Source organism: Candidatus Oscillochloris fontis (assembly GCF_004138135.1).
Lineage (GTDB): Bacteria > Chloroflexota > Chloroflexia > Chloroflexales > Chloroflexaceae > Oscillochloris > Oscillochloris fontis.
The window spans coordinates 115,197-135,332 of sequence record NZ_RYFD01000002.1; the positions used below are offsets into that span (position 1 = coordinate 115,197).

Annotated in this window: 18 protein-coding genes; 6 read left to right on the forward strand and 12 right to left on the reverse strand. The window is 57.8% G+C overall.

All coding sequences use genetic code 11. From position 1 onward, the window contains the following. Nucleotides 1-63: 63 nt before the first annotated feature. Complete coding sequence (locus EKD03_RS01560; RefSeq protein WP_129626609.1) at nucleotides 64-1,047, forward strand: lamin tail domain-containing protein; 984 nt, start codon at nucleotides 64-66, stop codon at nucleotides 1,045-1,047. Nucleotides 1,048-1,200: 153 nt separating this feature from the next. Here the strand turns inward: EKD03_RS01560 and EKD03_RS01565 are convergent, their stop codons facing one another. From EKD03_RS01565 to EKD03_RS01595, 7 genes are all read right to left on the reverse strand, one after another. Continuing rightward, the gene (locus EKD03_RS01565) at nucleotides 1,201-1,500 is read right to left on the reverse strand and encodes a hypothetical protein (RefSeq protein WP_129626611.1); all 300 of its coding nucleotides are present in this window, start codon (nucleotides 1,498-1,500) and stop codon (nucleotides 1,201-1,203) included. 21 nt (nucleotides 1,501-1,521) lie between these two features. Continuing rightward, on the reverse strand, nucleotides 1,522-2,310 hold the full coding sequence (locus EKD03_RS01570) for a PhzF family phenazine biosynthesis protein (protein WP_129626613.1): 789 nt from the start codon (nucleotides 2,308-2,310) through the stop codon (nucleotides 1,522-1,524). A 258-nt stretch (nucleotides 2,311-2,568) separates the two neighbouring features. Next, nucleotides 2,569-2,859: a hypothetical protein gene (locus EKD03_RS01575; RefSeq protein WP_129626615.1), complete on the reverse strand. Its 291-nt coding sequence runs from the start codon at nucleotides 2,857-2,859 to the stop codon at nucleotides 2,569-2,571. A 13-nt stretch (nucleotides 2,860-2,872) separates the two neighbouring features. Beyond that, nucleotides 2,873-3,229 (reverse strand): ferredoxin family protein, encoded by a 357-nt coding sequence (locus EKD03_RS01580; protein WP_238613299.1) that lies wholly within the window; start codon nucleotides 3,227-3,229, stop codon nucleotides 2,873-2,875. Nucleotides 3,230-3,233: 4 nt separating this feature from the next. Next, nucleotides 3,234-4,550, reverse strand: coding sequence for an FAD-dependent oxidoreductase (locus EKD03_RS01585; protein WP_129626617.1), 1,317 nt, complete (start codon nucleotides 4,548-4,550; stop codon nucleotides 3,234-3,236). Continuing rightward, nucleotides 4,540-5,559, reverse strand: coding sequence for an electron transfer flavoprotein subunit alpha/FixB family protein (locus EKD03_RS01590; RefSeq protein ID WP_129626619.1), 1,020 nt, complete (start codon nucleotides 5,557-5,559; stop codon nucleotides 4,540-4,542). Before EKD03_RS01590 ends, EKD03_RS01585 begins: the two co-directional genes overlap by 11 nt. Before the next feature lie 12 nt (nucleotides 5,560-5,571). Further along, complete coding sequence (locus EKD03_RS01595; protein ID WP_129626621.1) at nucleotides 5,572-6,402, reverse strand: electron transfer flavoprotein subunit beta/FixA family protein; 831 nt, start codon at nucleotides 6,400-6,402, stop codon at nucleotides 5,572-5,574. A gap of 544 nt (nucleotides 6,403-6,946) precedes the next feature. On the opposite strand from EKD03_RS01595, the gene EKD03_RS01600 reads away from it, so the two are divergent. Both EKD03_RS01600 and EKD03_RS01605 read left to right on the forward strand, forming a co-directional pair. Further along, on the forward strand, nucleotides 6,947-7,225 hold the full coding sequence (locus EKD03_RS01600; protein ID WP_129626622.1) for an acylphosphatase: 279 nt from the start codon (nucleotides 6,947-6,949) through the stop codon (nucleotides 7,223-7,225). Between the two features lie 81 nt (nucleotides 7,226-7,306). Beyond that, a complete protein-coding gene (locus EKD03_RS01605) occupies nucleotides 7,307-8,455 on the forward strand; it encodes a lysylphosphatidylglycerol synthase transmembrane domain-containing protein (protein WP_238613301.1) in 1,149 nt (382 codons plus the stop codon). Here the strand turns inward: EKD03_RS01605 and secF are convergent. From secF to EKD03_RS01620, 3 genes are all read right to left on the reverse strand, one after another. Beyond that, complete coding sequence (gene secF, locus EKD03_RS01610) at nucleotides 8,358-9,362, reverse strand: protein translocase subunit SecF (RefSeq protein ID WP_129626624.1); 1,005 nt, start codon at nucleotides 9,360-9,362, stop codon at nucleotides 8,358-8,360. The genes EKD03_RS01605 and secF overlap by 98 nt on opposite strands. A gap of 18 nt (nucleotides 9,363-9,380) precedes the next feature. After that, entirely contained in the window at nucleotides 9,381-10,778 is a 1,398-nt protein-coding gene (gene secD / locus EKD03_RS01615) for a protein translocase subunit SecD (RefSeq protein WP_129626626.1), read from the reverse strand. A gap of 215 nt (nucleotides 10,779-10,993) precedes the next feature. Then, a complete protein-coding gene (locus tag EKD03_RS01620; protein WP_129626628.1) occupies nucleotides 10,994-11,701 on the reverse strand; it encodes a DsbA family protein in 708 nt (235 codons plus the stop codon). Nucleotides 11,702-12,168: 467 nt separating this feature from the next. Here EKD03_RS01620 and EKD03_RS01625 point away from each other — a divergent pair, with 467 nt between their 5' ends. Both EKD03_RS01625 and EKD03_RS01630 read left to right on the forward strand, forming a co-directional pair. After that, nucleotides 12,169-13,713 (forward strand): B12-binding domain-containing radical SAM protein, encoded by a 1,545-nt coding sequence (locus EKD03_RS01625; RefSeq protein ID WP_129626630.1) that lies wholly within the window; start codon nucleotides 12,169-12,171, stop codon nucleotides 13,711-13,713. A 13-nt stretch (nucleotides 13,714-13,726) separates the two neighbouring features. Then, complete coding sequence (locus EKD03_RS01630) at nucleotides 13,727-15,112, forward strand: B12-binding domain-containing radical SAM protein (RefSeq protein ID WP_129626632.1); 1,386 nt, start codon at nucleotides 13,727-13,729, stop codon at nucleotides 15,110-15,112. Nucleotides 15,113-15,276: 164 nt separating this feature from the next. Here the strand turns inward: EKD03_RS01630 and EKD03_RS01635 are convergent, their stop codons facing one another. Both EKD03_RS01635 and EKD03_RS01640 read right to left on the reverse strand, forming a co-directional pair. Then, a complete protein-coding gene (locus EKD03_RS01635; protein ID WP_129626634.1) occupies nucleotides 15,277-16,824 on the reverse strand; it encodes a glycoside hydrolase family 71/99 protein in 1,548 nt (515 codons plus the stop codon). A 69-nt stretch (nucleotides 16,825-16,893) separates the two neighbouring features. Beyond that, nucleotides 16,894-18,894: a WD40 repeat domain-containing protein gene (locus tag EKD03_RS01640; RefSeq protein WP_129626635.1), complete on the reverse strand. Its 2,001-nt coding sequence runs from the start codon at nucleotides 18,892-18,894 to the stop codon at nucleotides 16,894-16,896. 203 nt (nucleotides 18,895-19,097) lie between these two features. Here EKD03_RS01640 and EKD03_RS01645 point away from each other — a divergent pair, with 203 nt between their 5' ends. Continuing rightward, nucleotides 19,098-20,117, forward strand: coding sequence for a c-type cytochrome (locus EKD03_RS01645; protein WP_161569156.1), 1,020 nt, complete (start codon nucleotides 19,098-19,100; stop codon nucleotides 20,115-20,117). Nucleotides 20,118-20,136 lie beyond the last annotated feature (19 nt).

A 20,136-nucleotide genomic window follows, 5' to 3' on the forward strand; every position in this document is an offset into this window, starting at 1 on the left:
GTTGTAGGATATTCAGTCTGATGTATAATACGAAATCTCTACCGCAACCATCTGAGGTAATCTATGTCCAAACGGTCACTCATCACTATCGCCTTCATCGTCACCATCGCCATCGCCTGGGCTGCCATTCCTGCCACCAGTAACGCGCAAACCGAACAGCGCTGTTTCTCCGAAACAAACCAGTGCATTAGTGGGCCAATTCGCGCCTATTGGGAACGTGGTGGTGGTCTATCCGTCTTTGGCTTCCCGATCACCGCTCAAACCAACGAAATCGTCGAAGGCCGCCTCCTGCAAGTCCAATGGTTCGAGCGTGATCGGCTCGAAATTCAAGCCAATGGCCAAGTCACCACTGGTCGGTTGGGGGTCGAGCGACTAGGGCAACTCGGCACTCCCTGGCAGCAGGGGCCGGGTGGCGCGGCTGGCCCGGATTGCCAACTCTTCCCAGAGACGGGCTACCAGATTTGTGGAGCTATCGCTACCTACTGGAAAACCAATGGTGGCCTTGAGCGCTTTGGGTTTCCCATCACAGGAGCCTTCGAGACGGTACTCGAAGGGAAGCCCTATACGGTTCAGTATTTTGAACGTCGCCGCTTTGAGCTTCACCCTGAGATTGGCCCGCAGGCAGTTCTGCTCGGATTGTTAGGGCGTGAGGTGCTCGATAACCGTCTTATCGTTATCCAACCTACACCTGCGCCCCAACCAGCGCCAGCACCAGCGCCAAGCCTGCCGCCACCAAGCTACAACAACTGTCAGGCTGATCCCAGCGCAGGCCAAGCCCCCAACTACCCGGTAAAGATCGTGGGCATCAACGATAAGAGCGAAGTGGTCACGCTGCAAAACGTCAGCCCACAGGCAGTCAACCTTGATGGCTGGATCATGTGCAGTATTCGGGGCAACCAGCAGCACACAGGTATTGGTGGCACCCTCGCCGCCGGCGAGCAGCGTGGCTTCGCCTATAGTGGTGGCAGTATCTGGAATAACTCGGAGCAAGATCCCGGCGCACTCTATAACCCGCAGGGGCAGTTGGTGAGCTACTGGGCGGATTGATTATGCTCCCACGGTGGGGGTTTGGGGGCGGCTTCGCCGCCGCCAAAGATATTTTTTTGTTGAGTTTTGGCGGCGAAGCCGCCAAAACTCAACAAAAATGAGGGTTTGGGGTGCAACCCCAATGACTTTGTCCATGCCCTGGACGTTTGGGGTTTACGCCAAAAACTGAAACGTCGCCAGCATCGCCAACACAAACAGCACCGCGAAGCCCCACGGCAGCCCGATCATCCAGCCGAGCCACTGGGTAGCCCGCAGCGCAAAGAGCACCCAACCCCCAATGCCGGAGACCACAAACATCACAGGAACCAGGAATGTCATCCATAAGAGCACAAATGCCCAGGGTACGTCCATGTTGGCAATGCTGATGATGCTGCCAATAGAAAGAAAGGCCCCGCCCAGTGCGCCGATGATGCACACAATCGTATTGAGAATGAGAATAAGCATGATCGGCATGGGGTACTTCCTCGTTCGTTGCTATACTAATTCACCACGCAATACCGTCACCGCCTGGCCCGCCAGCAACACCCGATCTCCGCGCAACTCCACCCGCAGCGTCCCACCACGCGGCGAGGCTTGGTAGGCCAAGAAGGTGCTACGCTCCAGTTTCGCACTCCAGTAGGGGGTGAGGCAACAGTGGGCCGAACCCGTCACCGGGTCTTCATCTACCCCAACTGCCGGGGCAAAGAAGCGCGACACAAAATCATAAGGCTCCGTTCCACGACTCGTCACCATAATGCCGCGCACGGGCAGATCACGTAGCAAACTGAAGTTAGGGCGCAGGTGACGCACCAACGACTCGTGCTCCACTTCAACCAGATAATCGAACTTACTGCGCGCCACCGCCACTAGCTCAACCCCTAGCGCATACGCCAGACCAGCCGGGGGTTCAGTCACTTCAGGTGGGGTGGCCGGGAAATCTAGGATGATCCAGTCCTGATCTTGGTTGGCCGTCAACAAGCCACTACGGGTATGAAAACGGGCCTGCGCTCCAGCCTCCAAATGGCCCGCCTGCCACAACACATGCGCGGTCGCCAATGTCGCGTGGCCACACAGATCCACCTCCACCAATGGGGTAAACCAGCGCAGATCGAAATCACCATCCTCACGCCGTACCACAAATGCCGTCTCGGAGAGGTTCATCTCCCGCGCAACCTGCTGCATCCAGGCCGCATCAGCCGCCGCAGGCAGAACACACACCGCCGCCGGATTACCATGAAAAGGGGTCGCCGTAAAGGCGTCAACTTGGATGATAGGTATTGTCATACCAGAATTATAACGCAGCCGAGCGACTCGGCTGCGTTATTCTGGGGCTGCGCCCCAAACCCCTATTTTTATTGTTGTTTGGTGGCTTTGCCGCCAAACAACAACAAGAAAGATCTTCGGGGGCGGCACAGCCGCATAGAACCGAAGGTAGCACCGGCTTCCAGCCGGTCACGATGCGCTACAGCAAAAAAGCAATACCCCCCTGCCCCCCTATCCTTCGTGCGAGATAGGGGGGCAGGGGGGTGAGGGGTATGACTACTACGCCTCTGGCTTGGCACTATCCTTGATCCGCGAAGCGGTCTGATCCACCGGCAGCAGCTCTTGCACCGCCTGCTGCAACAACTCCTCCGGCACCTGCCAATCCTGATCCTGGTACAAAATACCCATCTCAAGGCCCAGCAACACCCGCCGCAGGTTGGTCACCTCCGCATGCAGGCTCTCCAGATGCTCAGGAGCCAACAATGGTTTCAGTTCGTCACCGAAGGTATTCAACGCCTGCACCAAGGCCAGTGCCGCCTGATCAATCTGGAGAATTGCGGTCTCGTGCATAACCCATCTCCTCTTACCCAAACTTATAGGCGACGCCGTGGCCACCGCGTGGCAGTTGCCAATCCACGTTCTTCAGCGGGCAGCCGATGCGGCAGCTTCCACATTCAACACACGCTTGGTAGCCGACCATGATCTTACCCTGGGCATCCGCAGTAAAGACCTGGACAGGGCAGAAGTCCAAGCATGGCTTGGTGGCGCAGCGCGTACAGACCGAGTGATCACGGATCTGGATGTGGGCAAAATCCTCATCCACGTAGTACTTGATCGAGACCACGAGGTCGTTGATGTTGACCTTAGGCAGCGTGGCGCGCAGTTCTGGGCTAAGCGCTTCTTCTGGCTGCCCTTTCTTCTTCTTCGTCTTCAGTTTCATGGTTCTATCCTCTCATTGCCCCTAGCAACTTGACCATATCCTGCGCCACACCAAAGAAGGAACGGCGCTCCTGCAACATGCCAACAATCTGCCGCTCCATGTCACGCTTGGGAATGCCATGGGCGGTAAAGTAGCGCAACGCCACATCGTTAAGGAAGTTGGCGTAGGTACCCATAAAGTGCGGCGTGCTGTCCAAAAAGTCAGTCATACGGCGGTACTGCTTCATATCCTTGAGGACGAAGCTCGCTTCGAGATCCTGGCGATACTGGTTGAGGAACTTGGCCGAGAAGTCGCCTGCCTGATGGGCATTGAGCGCCGTCAGACCAGCCATGCGTCCGGCGGTCATCGCGAGGTTGGTACCCTCACGATGCAGCGCATCAACCATTCCAGCCGCATCACCCACCACCATCACACCATCGGCGGAGAGCTTGGGCATGCGGTCGTAGCCCGTCTCTGGGATCAAGTGGGCACCATACTCAAACGGCTTGCCACCCTCCAGGTAGGGCTGAATGACCGGGTGGTTCTTGAAGCGCGCCAGCACCTCGTAGGGGCGCAGCTTGTGCTGAATGAACTCATCAAGCAGCATGCCGACGCCAATCGAGATCCCGGCTTTGTCAGTGTAGAGGAAGGCCGTTCCCGGCAGCCCCATCGTCGCATCGCCGAAGATGTCAATCGCCGCCCCCTCGTTAGCCCCATTCAGGCCAAAACGAGCCTGAATATCCTTAGCGGGGAGCGAGATATACTCCTTGACCGCCAGAGCCACAAAGCGTGGTGGTAGATCATTCTTGATCAAGCCCAGGCGCTGGGTGAGCAGATTGTTCACCCCCTCGGCAATGATCACAATCGGCGCATAGACATCCCCATCGGGGCGGTCGGTGCGTACCCCGATCACCTTACCCTTACTATCCTGCAAGACGCGCAGCACCGCCGTGCGCGTCACCACCAAAGCCCCCGCCTTCGCGGCTTGCTCGGCCAGCCAGGGATCAAACTGGGCACGCAGCACCGTATAGGCATCGGCGGGTTCGTGCTTATAGTGCTCGCTCTTGTGCGTAATCCGCACCACACTATCCGGCGCGAGCATCCAGTAACCCTGCTCAGTCAGCGGGCGCTCGAAGGGCGGGTTGCGCTCCCAATACTCCGGCAGCAGATCGGCGATAGCGTGGGTGTACATGACCCCACCGAAGAAGTTCTTCGCGCCGACAAAATTGCCGCGCTCGATCAGGATCGTCTTCAGACCCCCACGCGCCATCGTCAGTGCCGCCGCCGTCCCCGATGGGCCACCACCGACGACGATGGCGTCAAAGGTGTGTTTAGTGGCCATTGCGCATTCCTTTCACCTGTTTGATCAGTTCGGGAACGACCTCATAGAGGTCACCGACAATACTTGCATTGGCCATCTGGAAGATTGGCGCACGCGGGTCGGAGTTGATCGCCAGGATAAAGTCCGTCCCACTCATCCCCACCGTGTGCTGAACTGCACCGGAAATACCGGCTGCAATATAGAACTTGGGGCGCACCGTCTTGCCCGTCTGACCAACCTGATGCTCATAATCCATCCAGCCCGCATCAACCGCCGGGCGGCTCGCACCGACCACGCCACCAAGGGCATCGGCCAATTCACCCAGCAGCTTGAAGCCGTGCGGGCCACCCAGGCCACGCCCACCCGCGACAATCACATCGGCATACTCGATGTTGATCTTCGCCTCACTGGGGATGAGGCGCAAGCGGCGCAGCGGGATGTCGCTCTCGTTCATATCGAGTGCTTCACGGATGATCTCGCCGGTGGCATCGGGGATAGAATCGGGCATCGGTAAGACGCGGGGACGCACCGTGGCCATCTGCGGGCGGTGCTGGCGACAGAGGATCGTCGCCATGAGGTTCCCACCGAAGGTGGGGCGAGTCGCAGCCAAAATCTTCTGCTTGGGATCAATTGCCAACTCGGTACAGTCAGCGGTGAGGCCAGTGCGCATATGGGTCGCAATCATCCCGGCCAAATCGCGGCCCTGCGTGGTTGCCCCAAAGAGGAAGATCTCCGGCTTATACTTCGTGATCAGATTACTGATCCCCACGCCATAGGGCATGGTGCGATAGAACTCAAGGATCGGGTCATCAATCACATAGACCCGCTTGGCTCCATACTGATACGCCTGCGGGGCCGCTCCAGCCACATTGTGGCCGAGCAATACGCCCTCCACCACGCTACCGGGCAAATCATTTGCCAGACGCTGCGCCGCCCCCAACAGTTCCCAGGAAACAGGATGCGGCTGGCCGTCTTCCTGCTCAATAAAGACCCAGATCCGTGGAGAGGAAGTCTCTACCTGCTCACTCACACTCTACCTCCATCATACATGCTTCTGGAGCGTGACGACATGGGCTTGAGCGATCATTGCCAGTGCATCAGCCACCGACTCGCGCAACCCCTTCTCCGCCACCGACAAGATCGCCCCGGCCTCACGCGGTGCGGGGGTGAAGGCTTTGCCCACAATCGTGGGCGAACCTTTAATCCCAACTTGGGTAATATCAAACTGCACCGGTGTATCGGCGTTCCACATCTCAGGTTTGTAGCTCGCCGCTTTGATCATGTTGCTCAACGGTGCGCGCTTGACATGCGCAATCTCCTTCTCAACCGTGAGCAACAGTGGGAGGCTCACCTCAATCACCTCAATACCCTGCTCAATCTTGCGGTGGATCACGGCGCGCCGCTTGACGGGATCAAACTCTTCAATAGAAACCGCATAACTAACTAGCGGCACATTCAGGCGGGTGGCCACCCCCGGCCCAACCTGCCCGGTATCACCATCAATCGCTTGCTTGCCAAAGAGCAACAGATCAACCGGATGTTCGGCCTGAATGGCCTCGATTGTGCGCGCTAACACATACGAAGTAGCTAAGGTGTCAGCGGCACCAAAACGGCGATCACTGATCAGAATCCCCCGATCCGCCCCCTGCTCGACGCATTCGATCAATGCCTCCGCAGCCTTGGGCGGCCCCATGGTGATCACCGTCACCGTTCCCCCAAACTTCTCCTTCAATCGCACCGCCATCTCGACGGCATGGATGTCGTAGGGGTTGATGATCGTTGGAACACCATCACGGATCAACGTGCCGGTCTCAGGATTGATGCGGACATTGGTGGTGTCCGGCACCTGTTTGATTGCGACCACTGAGTGCATAACCTGTCTCACCCTCCTAACCCGACTCTCGCGTACCCTTACTCATCGACTGTATCCCTACATAGTAGCAGGTATACTGAAAAGAGGCGCAATGAAATCTTTTCCGTTCGACATGATAATCATTCCTAAAAGATCTTATCAGACAATCCTTATGGATGAACAGGGGGAAATCTATCACCCATGTTCACCCAAAATAGTAGTTGGAGGAGGGATGGTGTTGGTGGCTACGCCGCCAACACCATCCAAAAAATAGTTTGGGAGCGGCTCGCCGCCCCAAACCCCACCAAAGGTGGGAGGCAGGGCATAGGCAAGAACCCCAATCGGTATGGTTGTTTGGCATCTGCACCGCCCCAAACCTCCACCAGGGGTAGGTAGACCAGAGCATGTGCAAAGTCCTTGGGGCTGAGCCGCCCCCGCACCCCACCGGAGGTGACTTTGCACATGCCCTAGGTGGGTAGACGAGAGATATTGCATCTGGCTTGGGGCTGCGCTATACTCCTGAAGGCTACCATAAGGCATTCTTTAGAAGTGGAAACAATACTATATGGAACGTGTGCGCGCACATGTACACATCTCAGGGCGAGTACAAGGGGTCAATTTCCGCGCCTACGCCCGTGATAAAGCCCGCGCTGCGGGGCTCGAAGGGTGGGTACGCAACCTGAGCGATGGGCGAGTAGAGGCGGTTTTTGAGGGTAGCCGATCTGCGGTGCAACGCATGGTGAGCTGGTGCTACAGCGGCCCGATCCATGCGGAAGTTGAGAAGGTTGATCTGGTCTGGGAGGAGCCAAATGGGAATGAAGGAAGCTTCGCGATTCTCTGGTAGGCTCACAGCGACATGTCCGTATGCAACGAAAGTTGCGCCCTAATCGTCTAACGCACACCGACCGTACCGATGAAAGGGCGCATGATGCAAGGCTCCCGCTGGAAGCTGGTCACTAGTGTTCTGATCAGCCTCGGAATCTTCATACTAGCCATTCTCAACCGGGCCTGGATTGGCGAAGCCTTTGGCCTTCTTGATCAGGCCAAACCCGGTTGGCTTGGAGTGGCATTTGTCGTGATCGGGCTGAGTTACCTCGTCAGTTCGCAAGTTTTTCATGTCGTTTTACATTCACTCGGCTATCGGATGAGCCTGCTGCGGCTATGGGCAACGGCACTCGTCGCGATTGTAATTAGTCAGTCGCTACCCGCCGGAGGGGTGGGCAGTTACGCCTTCCTGATGAGCAACTTTACCCGCCGAGGGGTCTCGCCGGGCGAAGCAGCGCTGTTGGCCTCGTTTGAAACCCTCAGTTATGCGGTCGCCATGCTGATCGTCTTCAGCTTCAGCCTATTCTTTCTCGCTGCCCACGATCTGGTGACGGGGCGGGCAAGTTATATCGCTGCGCTAGTGGGGCTGTGCCTAATCGGTGCCGCCATCTTTCTCCTCACCCGCCGCGCCACAACGCTGCGCCACTGGCTGATCAGCCTCAAGAATGGCCTCGCCCGCCTCTTGGGTCAGCAATGGGGCGATGCCTGGATCAACCGCATCATCACCGATATTGATCGCGGGCGAGGGTTGTTCGTCAGCCGTCGCCGCGATGTCATCCTGCTGGTCTTTATCCAGTTGATCGCCCTCAGTGGACACAGCCTCGCGATGCTCCTGGTGCTCTACAGCCTGGGAGTGCAGACCAGCCTCCCCGCCGTTCTCGCGGCCTTCGGGGTCGCCCTGATCACCTCAACCTTTAATGTCCTTCCCGGCGGGGGTGGGACGGTCGAGGCAGCGCTAGTCGCCGTGCTCACCCAGGTCGGCATTGGCCCCGCTGCTGTTCCGGCGGCAATCATCTTCCGCCTGTTCAATTTTTGGCTCCTGGCCCCGGTCGCCGCTGCCTGTTACCATTGGTTGATGCACGAGACGGTAACGCCGTTGCATGGTGGCACCGGTAGAGACGCTTGCGTCTCTACCGGTGCCAACGGCGTCTCTACTCCGCCACCAACGTCTCTGTCTCCGGCTTGCGCCGCCCAAACCAACCCTGCCACTCACGATGCTCCCAGACCACCAGCAACTGGGCAGCATTGAAGATCGAGGAATAGGTGCCGATGATCAGGCCGATCAGCAGGATGGCGACAAAGTTGCGGATGCTCTCACCACCAAAGAGGAGCAGTGCGGTGAGCGTAAAGAGCGTCGTTAACTGGGTGTTGATCGAGCGCGGCAGGGTCTGGACGATACTATGGTTGACAATATCGTCAAAGACCTCGCTACTGCGGCGGTTGATCAGGTTCTCGCGGATACGGTCGAAGACCACAATCGTATCATGCACCGAGAAACTCAGGATGGTGAGCAGCGCGGTCAGGAAGAGCGCATCTACCTCTAAGCCAAAGAAGGTTCCCAAGATCGAGGCCACACCGAGTACGAGCACCACGTCATGCACCATAGCCAGGATGGCGCACACGCCATAGCGCACCGGGTGCGGAGCCTTGCGGAAGGCCCAGGTCAGGTAGAGCAGGATCACCAATGAGGCGCCCAACACGGCGATGAACGCGCTGCGCGTACTCTCCTGGCTCACGGTGGGGCCAACGCTCTCCAGACGTTCACGTGAGACTGGCCCAAACGTGGTTTGGAGTGCCGTCGTCACGGCCTCAATCTGGCTATTCGGATCAATCGAACTAAGGGCGGCAGTACGTACCAACACCCCAGCGATAGTCTTCCCCTCCACCTCCACCGGGCTGAGTTTCACCAGCGCATTCTCAAAACCCTGTTCGGCAAAGACCCGCGCCACCGCATCGGTGGACACATCTGGCGGAGCCTTTTCCAAGAAGCGCAATTCCCAGAACGCACCACCACTAAAGTCAATACTGGGATGCAAGCCGATGCCCAAGCGCCCGGTCGTTACAAGCGGGTGCAAGAGGAGAAAATAGAGTCCCGGCAGGATCAACACCAACGAGACCGCAAACCACCAATAGCGGCGGCGAACAAGCTGTTCCATAACACAAACCTCTCTGGGCTAGAGCGAGTTAGCCGCCGCTGAATCGGTCGTCACGGGTGTTCGGCGATCAATCCCGAAGAGCCAGGCTCGTTGCTCGCTGAAGAGCGGAGCCGCGAGACGCAGGAAGGTGCGCGTCACCACAATCGCCGTAAAGAGGCTGACCACAATCCCCAGGCCCAGTGTCACCGCGAAGCCTTTGATGATGCTGACCCCAAAGCTGTTGCCAAAGAGGAACAGCACAATACTGGTGATCAGGGTCGAAACACTTGAATCGCGGATGGCCGGCCACGATTCAACAAAACCCATCTCCAACGCACTGCGGATATCGCGCCCACGCCGATACTCCTCGCGCAAACGGGCGAAGATCAGTACGTTGGCGTCAACCGCCAAACCGATGGAGAGAATGAAACCGGCAATCCCTGGCAAGGTGAGCGTGATCGGGATGAGCCGATAGATCGAAAAGCTGATCAGAGTATAGATCACCAGCGCCAATGCTGCCAACAGCCCTGGTAGACGATAGAAGACGATCATGAAGACCGCCACCACCACCAAACCAGCAAGCCCGGCAACAATACTCGTCTCAACCGAGGCTTGACCGAGGGTTGCTGAGACTGTGCGGCTCGTCTCGACTTCGAGCGGAATCGGCAGCGCACCAAACTTGAGTTGGTTGAAGATGCGGTCACGATCTTCGTTACTATTGGTCTCGATCACCCCGGAACCATCGTTGAGCGCACCGTTGATCACCGGGCAACTCACCACCGCACTATCGAGCACAATACACATCGGTTGGCCAATATTGGTGGCGGTAAACTGAGCCAGATTGGTGGCCGATTGGCCCCGGAAGGCAAAGGAGACTGCCGGACGGCTACCGAGCGTCCCACCCTGCGAGAAGACCGGCGACACCTGACTAGTATCCAAATCGCGGCCATCGGTGATGCTCTGGAAGATCGGGCCAAGCGCGGTCGTATCGGTCATGAGGCTCGTATCACCGAGTTGGGGAGGATTCGGCTCACCAGTGGTACGGACAACCGTCCCCTCTGGAATGTATTGCCCCTGCGAGTTAATAAACTCCAGCCGCCCGGTACCACGTAACGTCTCCACCGCCTGTTCGGGATTATCAATGCCGGGCAACTCGACAATGATCCGATCACTGCCCGCCAACTGCACCACCGTCTCACCCACACCCAAGCCATTCACACGGCGCTCGATCACGCCCGCCGCCGTCTCGACATCTGCCTCAGTTGCCGTAGCACTCGTGGTACGTAACAAGACCTGAATACCACCCTGAAGGTCAAGACCTAAGCGAAAACGCACATCACGCCCAAAAAAGTTCTGGCTGGGGGCGAGGTTGATCACAAGCGCAAGAACCGCAATCGCGGCGATCAACAGCAGAGAATAGAGATCTCGACTACGCACGATAAGCCACCCGGTTCCGTTCATTTCTGCTTCTAAACCGCGCAATTATAGTCGTGTCAAAGATAGGTGTCAATGTAACTGTTCACACTTGCTTGGGGTAAAAGAAACGTTATTGTTCACACGAAGGCGCGAAGACACGAAGGTTTTGTTATAGACTTTGCGCCTTGGCGTCTTTGCGTCAAAACCTGGAGGCTAGGAGAAGTGTGAACCGTTACTTACTGCCCAGCGGCGGCCAACGCTGCCCGAATGGCACGATCCAACTCGCTCGCCTTAACCCGTTGCCCATTCACCTCAAAGGTCGGGGTGGCCTCAACCCCGGTAGCCAGCGCCACTTGTAGCGCTGCCTCGATAGCTGCCGTATGGGTGCTATTGGTCAGGCAGGTGGTGAGCGCATTGCGGTCCATCCCCAGTTGGCCCGCATAACTGGCAAAGATATTCTGGGCGGTACTGACGCTGGCCCACTGATCCTGGTTGATGTAGATCATATCGTGCATCTTCCAGAAGTTCTCGACGCCCTGATCTCCGGCGCAACGCACAGCCTCAGCCGCTACTTGCGCGTTGCGGTGAGTGTTAATGAGCGGCAGTTCATGGTAGATAAACTGGATCTTGCCGGTATTCACATAGTCACGATCAATCAGTGGGGCGAGGTTGCGGTCATACTCGGCACAGGAAGGACACTGGTAATCGGCATATTCGATCACCTTCACCACCGCATTGGGGTTGCCCTTGTAGTAATAGCCATCGGCAGTACGCCCCATCGGCGCGGTTACGGGTGTTACTTCGCGCGAAAAACCACCTAAACCGCTAAAGACCCCCACAAAACCTATGGCAAAGACCAGCACGGCCGCAATGCCCATGTAAAAGGTACGCAGAGTTCGATTGTTGCGCGAAACTCGGCGTCCACGCTGGTTTGAGGTGCTCATGAAACGCTCTCCTTCGACATGCGATTGGCCAAACTTGGAGCATTATAGCGGCCTCAGATACGCCCGGTCAAACCCTTGGGGTTCTATGTAGGGGCGAAGCATCGCCCTCCATGCAGCAGGGGAACCCGAACGAGGTTGGAGAGCGATGCTTCGCCCCTACAAGCCACTGCCATACCTTTGCCCCATCTATGCACAACTTGTGATTTTACAAAAGCGGCGCGATAATGGGGATATGCCCTATTTCGCAAAAAAGAAACGGTTTTACTTACAAAACCCTTGGACATATAGGGCAGCCTGTTGTATAATTATCAAAGCATGCGAACTCTTTCTCTCCTCGGCAACGTGGAAGCCATGGCGGTACCGCAGCCTCATTCCTGCCTGCGGGCGGGATCATGTGCCTTGCGATTCGCGGCTAACGCGGTACCTAAAGCTACTCCTCGCCTACGAGGATGTCTAGGGAGGTCACGATGACCAGTGCCGGTACGCCCCCAGTCACTCCGCCTCGTCGTGCAGGAACCACCACGAATGGCGCAGTCAAACCAACCCCCGATGGGTCGCTGCAATCACTCCGCCCCGTCGAGTCGATTCGGCCCCTCAAGATTTTACTCATCACCCCCAAAGGCAATAAGGAAGAGGAGAGCAGTCAGAAGGCACTCTTCTCGATGGCCGTGGGCGTGATCGTGAGCATCACCCCACCACAGCACCAGATTGAACTTGCCGATGAGCTCTTCGGCGATCCGATCAACTATGCTGGCGATTATGATCTGGTCGGGATCACGACCCGCTCGTTGAATGCCAATCGCGCCTACGAGATTGCCGACGAGTTTCGTCGCCATGGCAAGAAGGTTGTGTTGGGTGGGGTTCACGTCTCATTCAACTACATGGAGGCGCTCGATCACGCTGATTGTGTGGTCAGTGGCGAGGCCGAGAATCTGTGGGCGCAGGTCATCCAGGATGTGGCCGATGGCACGCTCCAGCGCCGCTACGATTCCAAGGATTTTGCGCCCGTCAATCAGGTGCCAGAGATTGATTATGAGCGCATCTTCCGCGCCAGTAAGCGCGGGAAGGTAGATGCACGCAAATCCATCCCGATCTATATCACCCGTGGCTGCCCCTTCGTCTGCTCCTTCTGCGTCACGCCCAACTTCACTGGTCGCCTCTACCGTATTCAGTCCACCGAAGCAGTGCGGCGCCAAGTCCTCGAAGCCAAGCGAGTCTGGTTCCGCGAATCACGCTATGGCAAGACGCCCTGGTTCATGTTTACCGATGAGAACCTGGGGGTGAATAAGCAGAGCATGTGGGAGACGATGGAGGAACTGGCGAAGCTGAATATTCGCTTTAGTAGCTTCATTAGCCTCAAATTCCTTGACGACCGTAAGACGGTTGATCTGCTGGTCAAGGCGGGCTGTGCAATGGCGCTGGTCGGCTTTGAGTCGATCAACCAGGAGACGCTCAAGGCGTATAACAAGGGGCGCATCAACACTGCCGCCGACTATGCGCGCATCATTGAGGCGTGCCGCACGTCGGGTCTGCCCATTCAGTGCAACTTCTTGGTCAATCCGGCGATTGATACCTATGAGGATATGGACGCCACCATGAAGTTTGTGGTCGAGAATGCGTTGGTGATGCCGATCTACTCGATCCTGACACCCTACCCCGGCACGCAACTCTACAAGGACTACAAGGCCCAAGATCTGATTGTTGATGAGGATTGGGATAAGTATACGGCGAATAATCTGGTAGTGCGCTGTGAGCGCTATGATCCCTACGATTACCAGATCAAGTATTTGGAGCACTTCCTGGGAATGTTCACCTGGAAGGCGATTGCTCGGCGCGTGATGCTCAACAAGAACAAGCTGATTACGACCGTGACCAGCCTGCTGTTCCGTCGCAATCTTGAGGAGCAACTCGAAAACTGCAAGCAGGGTGTGCGTCGCCCGGTAGCCCAGGATAACCTGCCTCCACCACCAGTGACGAATGAATCCGTCGAGACGGTCGTGGAAGCCCATTGAGAAGAGGTTCTGCATGAGCAGCGTGATTGCGCCCGAGACGACGGAGATTCCCCATAAGCCGTTCGTCGCGCCCACCAAGCGCAAAAAGTGGCTCCTGATTCAGCCGAAGAGTAGCACCCCCCTGATGGTCGATTCGGGGAAGGTGAGTATGCCACTCAACCTGATGATGGTCGCCACAATGGCGAATAACCACTTTGATATTGATTTCATTGATGAGCGAATCGGTGACTCTGTCCCACAGGATTTTAGTGCGTATGATGTGGTGGCGATTACGTCACGCACGCTCAACGCCAGCCGCACCTATGCGATTGGCGACCGGGCACTCGCACAGGGTAAGAAGGTGATCCTCGGTGGGGTGCATCCGACGATGTTGCCCGAAGAGGCGTCGCAGCACGCCAGTACGGTCATCTTCGGCGAGATTGAGTCGATCTATGATGAACTGACCCAGGACATCTACGAGAATACGCTCAAGCCGATCTATAAGCCAGATCCAAGTGCGGGCTGGAAGCCGCTGAATGAGATGCCGCGCACGGATTTCCGCTTTGCACGTAGCTCAAAGAACGCTCGCAATTATTCCGAGCGCTTGCCCCTGCTGGCGACTAAGGGCTGTCCGGTGGGGTGTAACTTCTGCTGTACCCCACGCATCTATGGCAAGACCTTCCGCATCCGCGAGTCTGACCAGATGATTGATGAGATCAAGACGCATCAGAACTTCGCAGGCAAGCAGGATGTGCGCTTCTCGTTCATGGATGACAACATCTGCTTCAAACCGGCCTATGCCAACGAGCTGTTCAATGCCATGGTCGAGCTAGGTGTGCATTGGAATGCCAATATCTCGATGAACTTCCTCGAAAAGCGTGAGTTTGTCGAGTTGGCCGCTGCTGCTGGCTGCGAGATGTTTAATGTGGGCTTTGAGTCGGTAGACCCTGAGACCATTAAGCATGTCCATAAAGGTTCAAATCGTGTCTCTCACTATGGTGATGTCGTAGCCAATGTCCACAAACAGGGTATCGCGATCCAGGGCTATTTCATCTTCGGGTTTGATACCGATACGAATAGTAGCTTCCAGCATACCTTCGACTTCATCATGAAGAATCGGATCGAGTTCCCGGTCTTCACGATTGCGACGCCCTTCCCCGGTACGCCCTGGTTTGAAGAGGTGAAGCCGCGCTTGGCACATTTCGATTGGGACAAGTACGATACGTTCCACTACATGTACGAGCCGGCCAAGATGGAGCGTGAGCAGTTCCTCAAGAACTTCATCAAGGTGCAGCGGGCGGTCTACTCGTGGCCGGGGATTATGCAGCGCATGGCCGGGCGCAAGCTCGATTGGGTCTGGTTGGTGAATCTGGCGATGCACAACTTTACCCAGCGGCTGACGGTGGATATGTTGATGTAGTTAGTTTGTAGAGGCGCATCACGGTGCGCCCCCTATACACCTCTTGGGGCTGCGCCCCAAACCCATATTTGTGCTGGTGTGGTTGGCCGCGAAGCGGCCAACCACACCAGCACAATATTCGTTTTCATGGGAGCCTGCGGGCCCCACACCCCCGATTCCCGTCTCTACTTCTTCACCTCCACCCCTAACAGGCCCAAGAGGACATGGTAAGGCGGCGCATTCTCCGGGTGCGACTCGAAGCGGGCGCGCTCGAACCATTGGACGGTGTAGCTCTTACCGTCGCTGAGAACTTCGGTCTGTGGCTCGCTGAGCGGCATGCCAAACAGCGCGAGGCTTTCACCATAGCTGTAGCCGGAGCGGCCATCAAATTCGAGGCCGTGGGTCCTCCAGTAGGTGAGGAACGGCTCACACAGCGAGTGGCCAGTATCGGCGAAGTAGAGGCAGCCATTGGGGGCCGCCGTCACCTTGGCGAACTGCTGCCAGTCGCGGCTCTGGCGAACGAGCACGTCAACCCCTAAACGCCCCAGCAACACATCATAGGGGCGCGCATTCTCCGGGTGTAGTTCGAGCCGGTTGCGCTCAAACTCCTGCGCCTGGAACGGTTTGCCCTCGATCATCACCATCTGCTGCGGGCCAATCGGGTAGCCGAAGACGGGTAGGCCGCCATTCTGCTGCCAGTATTCGAGAATGCGGCCACAGACACTAAACCCGGTTTCGGGGAAGGTCTGGCATGTGCCACGGCCTACCTCGGCACGGAACTTGTCGCTCAGTTCCTTGGTCAGCCGTAGGTAGAGATCGCCAAACTGGACACTGGGTTCAATGTGGCTGCCCTCGAAGAACTCGTTAAAGCTGGTCAGCACAACCGCCTGGGCATTGCGGTCAATCGCGGTCTGCCACGTGCCCCGGTAATACTCGCCGCCCTGGCGATCACGGGCATGGCCGTTGCGGTACTTGATGTCGTCATACCCCGGCATGACCGTGGCAATAAAGGGGCGATTCTGGCCATTGGCCTTATTGTAGCGATCCAGGCGTCCGGCATAGGAGGCCATGGCCGCACCGGGCCGCGACTCCCAGGTGATGTCAAAGTAGTAGAGCGCGTCATACGCCTCAAGGAAACTGAAGTCATCGGTGCCACCGAACCAGTATTGCTGGCGATTAGGATCGGCTTTGGCACGCAGTTGCTTCCATGTATCGAGATTACCGAGCGAGGGCGGGTAGAACCAGAAGAGCGAAGGCTTGCCCTGGAAGGTGAGATAATTGGGCTTGCTCATGAAGTCGCGCTGGAGCACGCCAATCGCACGGGCCAGATTATCCACGTTCTGCAAGGTACCCCAAGCCGATTGATCGGGAATGATCGCAAATTGCAGATCACGCCCCATCTGCTGCGAGAGTTCCATAATCCGCAGACAGCGCTTATTCAAACGCTCCTCATCGGGGCCGAACCAGGTACAGATCAGGGCATCAATCCCGGCATCATCGGCCTGTTGGATGTGGCGCTTGAGCGTCTCGTCATCGCCACCCGAATAGGTCGGCGCGGGCAGGTCGCTCATGCGGCTGTAGTTCCAATCGCTCGTCTCCCACCAAGGGTAGTAGAAGGCCATGATCGGGCGGTCGGAGACGGCACGGGCAGGTGGCGGAGCAGCGAGAAAGGCGGCGAACGCAGCAAGGACGAGGAGCGGGGAGAGCCAACCAACCAGACGTTGCGGGTTCATGCAAAGCTCCTTGGTGCGGCGAATACGGTATGATCATTGTTATACCAGACACAAGATATTTGTCTAGCCCTACCTCACCGCCCAAACCTCGATCATCCCCATACTCGACCCAACCACAATGGTGGTAGAGTTGGCCGCTAGGCGGTTGAAGCCCGGCACCGGCACTTCGGCGTAGCGGGCGAGCGCACTGAGTGGCCCGCGCCACACCTGGAAGGTTCCGCCGCCCAATGTCACGATTCCCGCGTCACCGAGCAGAGCGTAGGAACTGATAGTGGTGTCGAGCAATACCACAGGGCTACCTGCGGCCCAGGCCAGGATCTTGCCGCTGGCGGTGCGCGCCAGCAGGCTACTCTGAGGCGTGAAGCTGAGTTGCAGGGCACGATCTGGCTCGATGCTGCGGCGCTCGATCTGGGTAAGATCGGCACTGCGCCACAGACTGATCTCACCGGCACTGCTGGCCACGGCAATCTGCTGACCATCGGGCGCAAACGCCACATGGTAGAGCGCCGTCGCGCTGATACCATCACTCTGGAGCACCGGCGTTACCCGCTCAGCCACGCCACTAGTCCGCCACAGACGCAACGTACCATCGTCGCCCACCGTGGCCACCCGTTGCCCGTCGGGGCTGAAGGCGAGGCTGAAGATCGGGCCTTCGTGGCCGGAGAGTTCGCTCTGGAGTTCGCCACTCGGCAGATTCCAGAGGCGCAGGGTACCATCGGCGCTGCCACTCGCCAACAGGCTGGCATCGGGGCTGAGCGCGAGGGTGCGTAGACTCCCCCCAGGACTCTGGATCTGAGTAACCAGAGTCGCATCGGGCTGGTGGATGCTGATCTGGCCGCCCTCATCACCACTGATAATCAGGCTACCATCAGGACTCAGCACCAACGCCGCAATCGCCCCCGCATCGCTGAGCGTGTCGGCGGGGCTGCCGTCGGGATTCCATGTACGCAGACTGCCATCACGCGATGCCGTGAGAATACGCCCATCTTGGGTCATAGCCAGCGCCGTGATGGCTGCGGTATGCCCCATCAACTCCTGCGCCAACGTAGAAGTATCGGCCAGCCGCCAGCGCAGCAGGCTCCCATCGGCCAAGCCCATCAGCACCTCGCTACCATCAGGGTGGAAGGCGAGGCGCTGCGCCGGAGCCAAAAAGCGGGACTCATCAGCAATACCGAGCCAGTGTTTTTCTTCACCCGTAGCCACATCCCAGATCCAGATCGCGCCCGGTTCGCTGCGCCAACCCTCAGAGGCGGCGGCGATCTGCTGGCTGTTGGGTGAGAAGGCCACATCGGCCACCACGCGCACACCCACACTCAAGACTTGCAGCGCCACCAGATCGCTCATGGCCCACACGCCCACATTGCCACCATCATCACCGGCGGCGAGGAACTGGTTGTCGGGGGAGAAGGCAACACTGGTAAAGCTGCCGGGAACGATCATGCCCGCCTCGTCCAGCGGCAAACGCAGCGTCGTCAGGTTGGAGCGTTCGGCCACATCCCAGAGCGAGAGCACCTGATCGGCCTGGGCTGCGGCCAACAAACGCCCATCGGGCGAGATGGCAAGCGCGGCAATTGGCGAGCCAAGGCCGGGAATCCGGCCCAGGAAGCGGCCATCCTCACTAGCATAGAGATCCACCACCGCACCGACACTCACCGCTAGGGTGCTGCCATCCGGCGTAACAGCCAGCGCACTCGGTGGGATCGCCAGCGGCACCCGCCAGCGCAGATCGGCAAGGCGGGTGGCGGCACGCAGTTCGAGGGCGAGCGGGCGCAGCACGACCACGCTCTGGCCATCGGGGAGGTAGGTGGCAGCCAGGGGTATACCAGCACCCCATGTCGCCACGCGACTCAACGGGCCGCCCGGTGTGGGCGAGGGTAAGGGCGGCGGCGCGGTGGGAATCGGTGTTTCCGTAGGCACAACCAGGGTCGGTTGCGGGGTTGGTAATGCAGTCGGAGCCTCCTCAAGCAATGCTGCCGGAGACGGAGAGCGCGCCGCTTCCGGTGGGGCAGGCGGTGCAGCACAGGCGCTGAGGAGCAGCAGAATGATGATCAGTAGGATTCGGTATGGCATGGGGGCTATTATAGCATTTTGGTTTGGGGGTTTTGGGTTTTGGATTGCTGATTGGGGATTTCTCCGACCAAATTTAGTCTCGGCTTCAAAAACTATTAAACGTCGCTTAATCAACGCCTCCTACTATGGCAGGGGTATCGAGACGTGTTCTGGAGTGATGCATGATCTCCATGCGGTGGCGATCACGAGTCTTGTCTGCGTTGATGGCACTGATTTCGGTTTGGGTATTGGCTGCATGTGGTTCACAAAGCGTGGTGGCGACGGATGTTGTAACGAGTACAACGACAGCGTTACCTACAGTCCATCCTGATCAGGGCAAAGCCATTTTCAACGGCCAAGTCGAGATTGATGGCTTTGTCGCCTGCCTCAACTGCCACCCGATCAATCCCCATGCTCCGAGTGGTGTCGGGCCAAACTTGGCTGGCATTGCCCTGCGTGCTTCGGAACGTGTGCCGGAGTTGAGCGCCGCAACATATATTCAACGTTCGATCCGTATTCATGATGAATATGTCGTACCGGGCTATACCGCAGGGATTGCGCGATCATTTGTTGGGCGTGATTTTGATGACGTGTTGAGTGATGAGCAGGTGACACAGTTGGTTGCCTATCTGCTCACGCTCGATCAGCCGCCGGTGAACCCCTACGCCCTGAGTATTGCGCGACATCCAAGTGCTACGCCAGCCCCATCTAGTGCTGTATCTCCGAGCGTGGCGGCAACCACACGGCCAACAATTCCTCCCCCGACTCCTAGCCGGATTGCTGATGCAACCGCTACGCTCACATCTAGCCCGACCCTTATGGCGGCGCCCACATCCAGCCCGACCCTCACGGCGGTGGTTGATACACCCATCCCGACCTTCACGGCCACCCTGCTGCCAACGAGCGAAGCCACACTGCCAGCGCCAACCGCGACGCCTGCGCCTGTACCAACACCAACGCTTGTACCGCCAACGGTTGAGCCGACCCCCACCGCTGAACCCACCGTGGAGGAGCTACCGAGTGCGCCGAATGACCCCGGTATCGCCCGGTATGCACCCTGCGTGACGTGTCATAACCAGCACCCACTCCAGGTGCTGATGCCGCATCCGCTCAATCCAACCTGCAACCAGTGTCATCGTGGTTCACCCAACCAGATCGGCTGTCCATCGTGCCACAGCATGCATGGCATTGACAACAAACACGAAGCAACACCGGATTTGCCATGTGCTTCGTGCCATACATAGATGGTATCTGTCACGTAAG

Excerpts from the sequence above, each read along its gene's own strand:
- EKD03_RS01620 (WP_129626628.1), bottom strand. The coding sequence starts at position 11,701 with ATGAGCACCTCAAACCAGCGTGGACGCCGAGTTTCGCGCAACAATCGA.
- EKD03_RS01640 (WP_129626635.1), bottom strand. The coding sequence starts at position 18,894 with ATGCCATACCGAATCCTACTGATCATCATTCTGCTGCTCCTCAGCGCC.
- EKD03_RS01630 (WP_129626632.1), top strand. The coding sequence starts at position 13,727 with ATGAGCAGCGTGATTGCGCCCGAGACGACGGAGATTCCCCATAAGCCG.
- EKD03_RS01625 (WP_129626630.1), top strand. The coding sequence starts at position 12,169 with ATGACCAGTGCCGGTACGCCCCCAGTCACTCCGCCTCGTCGTGCAGGA.
- EKD03_RS01570 (WP_129626613.1), bottom strand. The coding sequence starts at position 2,310 with ATGACAATACCTATCATCCAAGTTGACGCCTTTACGGCGACCCCTTTT.
- secF (WP_129626624.1), bottom strand. The coding sequence starts at position 9,362 with ATGGAACAGCTTGTTCGCCGCCGCTATTGGTGGTTTGCGGTCTCGTTG.
- EKD03_RS01600 (WP_129626622.1), top strand. The coding sequence starts at position 6,947 with ATGGAACGTGTGCGCGCACATGTACACATCTCAGGGCGAGTACAAGGG.
- EKD03_RS01635 (WP_129626634.1), bottom strand. The coding sequence starts at position 16,824 with ATGAACCCGCAACGTCTGGTTGGTTGGCTCTCCCCGCTCCTCGTCCTT.
- EKD03_RS01580 (WP_238613299.1), bottom strand. The coding sequence starts at position 3,229 with ATGAAACTGAAGACGAAGAAGAAGAAAGGGCAGCCAGAAGAAGCGCTT.
- EKD03_RS01645 (WP_161569156.1), top strand. The coding sequence starts at position 19,098 with ATGGCACTGATTTCGGTTTGGGTATTGGCTGCATGTGGTTCACAAAGC.
- EKD03_RS01585 (WP_129626617.1), bottom strand. The coding sequence starts at position 4,550 with ATGGCCACTAAACACACCTTTGACGCCATCGTCGTCGGTGGTGGCCCA.
- EKD03_RS01595 (WP_129626621.1), bottom strand. The coding sequence starts at position 6,402 with ATGCACTCAGTGGTCGCAATCAAACAGGTGCCGGACACCACCAATGTC.
- EKD03_RS01605 (WP_238613301.1), top strand. The coding sequence starts at position 7,307 with ATGATGCAAGGCTCCCGCTGGAAGCTGGTCACTAGTGTTCTGATCAGC.
- EKD03_RS01565 (WP_129626611.1), bottom strand. The coding sequence starts at position 1,500 with ATGCCGATCATGCTTATTCTCATTCTCAATACGATTGTGTGCATCATC.
- EKD03_RS01575 (WP_129626615.1), bottom strand. The coding sequence starts at position 2,859 with ATGCACGAGACCGCAATTCTCCAGATTGATCAGGCGGCACTGGCCTTG.
- EKD03_RS01560 (WP_129626609.1), top strand. The coding sequence starts at position 64 with ATGTCCAAACGGTCACTCATCACTATCGCCTTCATCGTCACCATCGCC.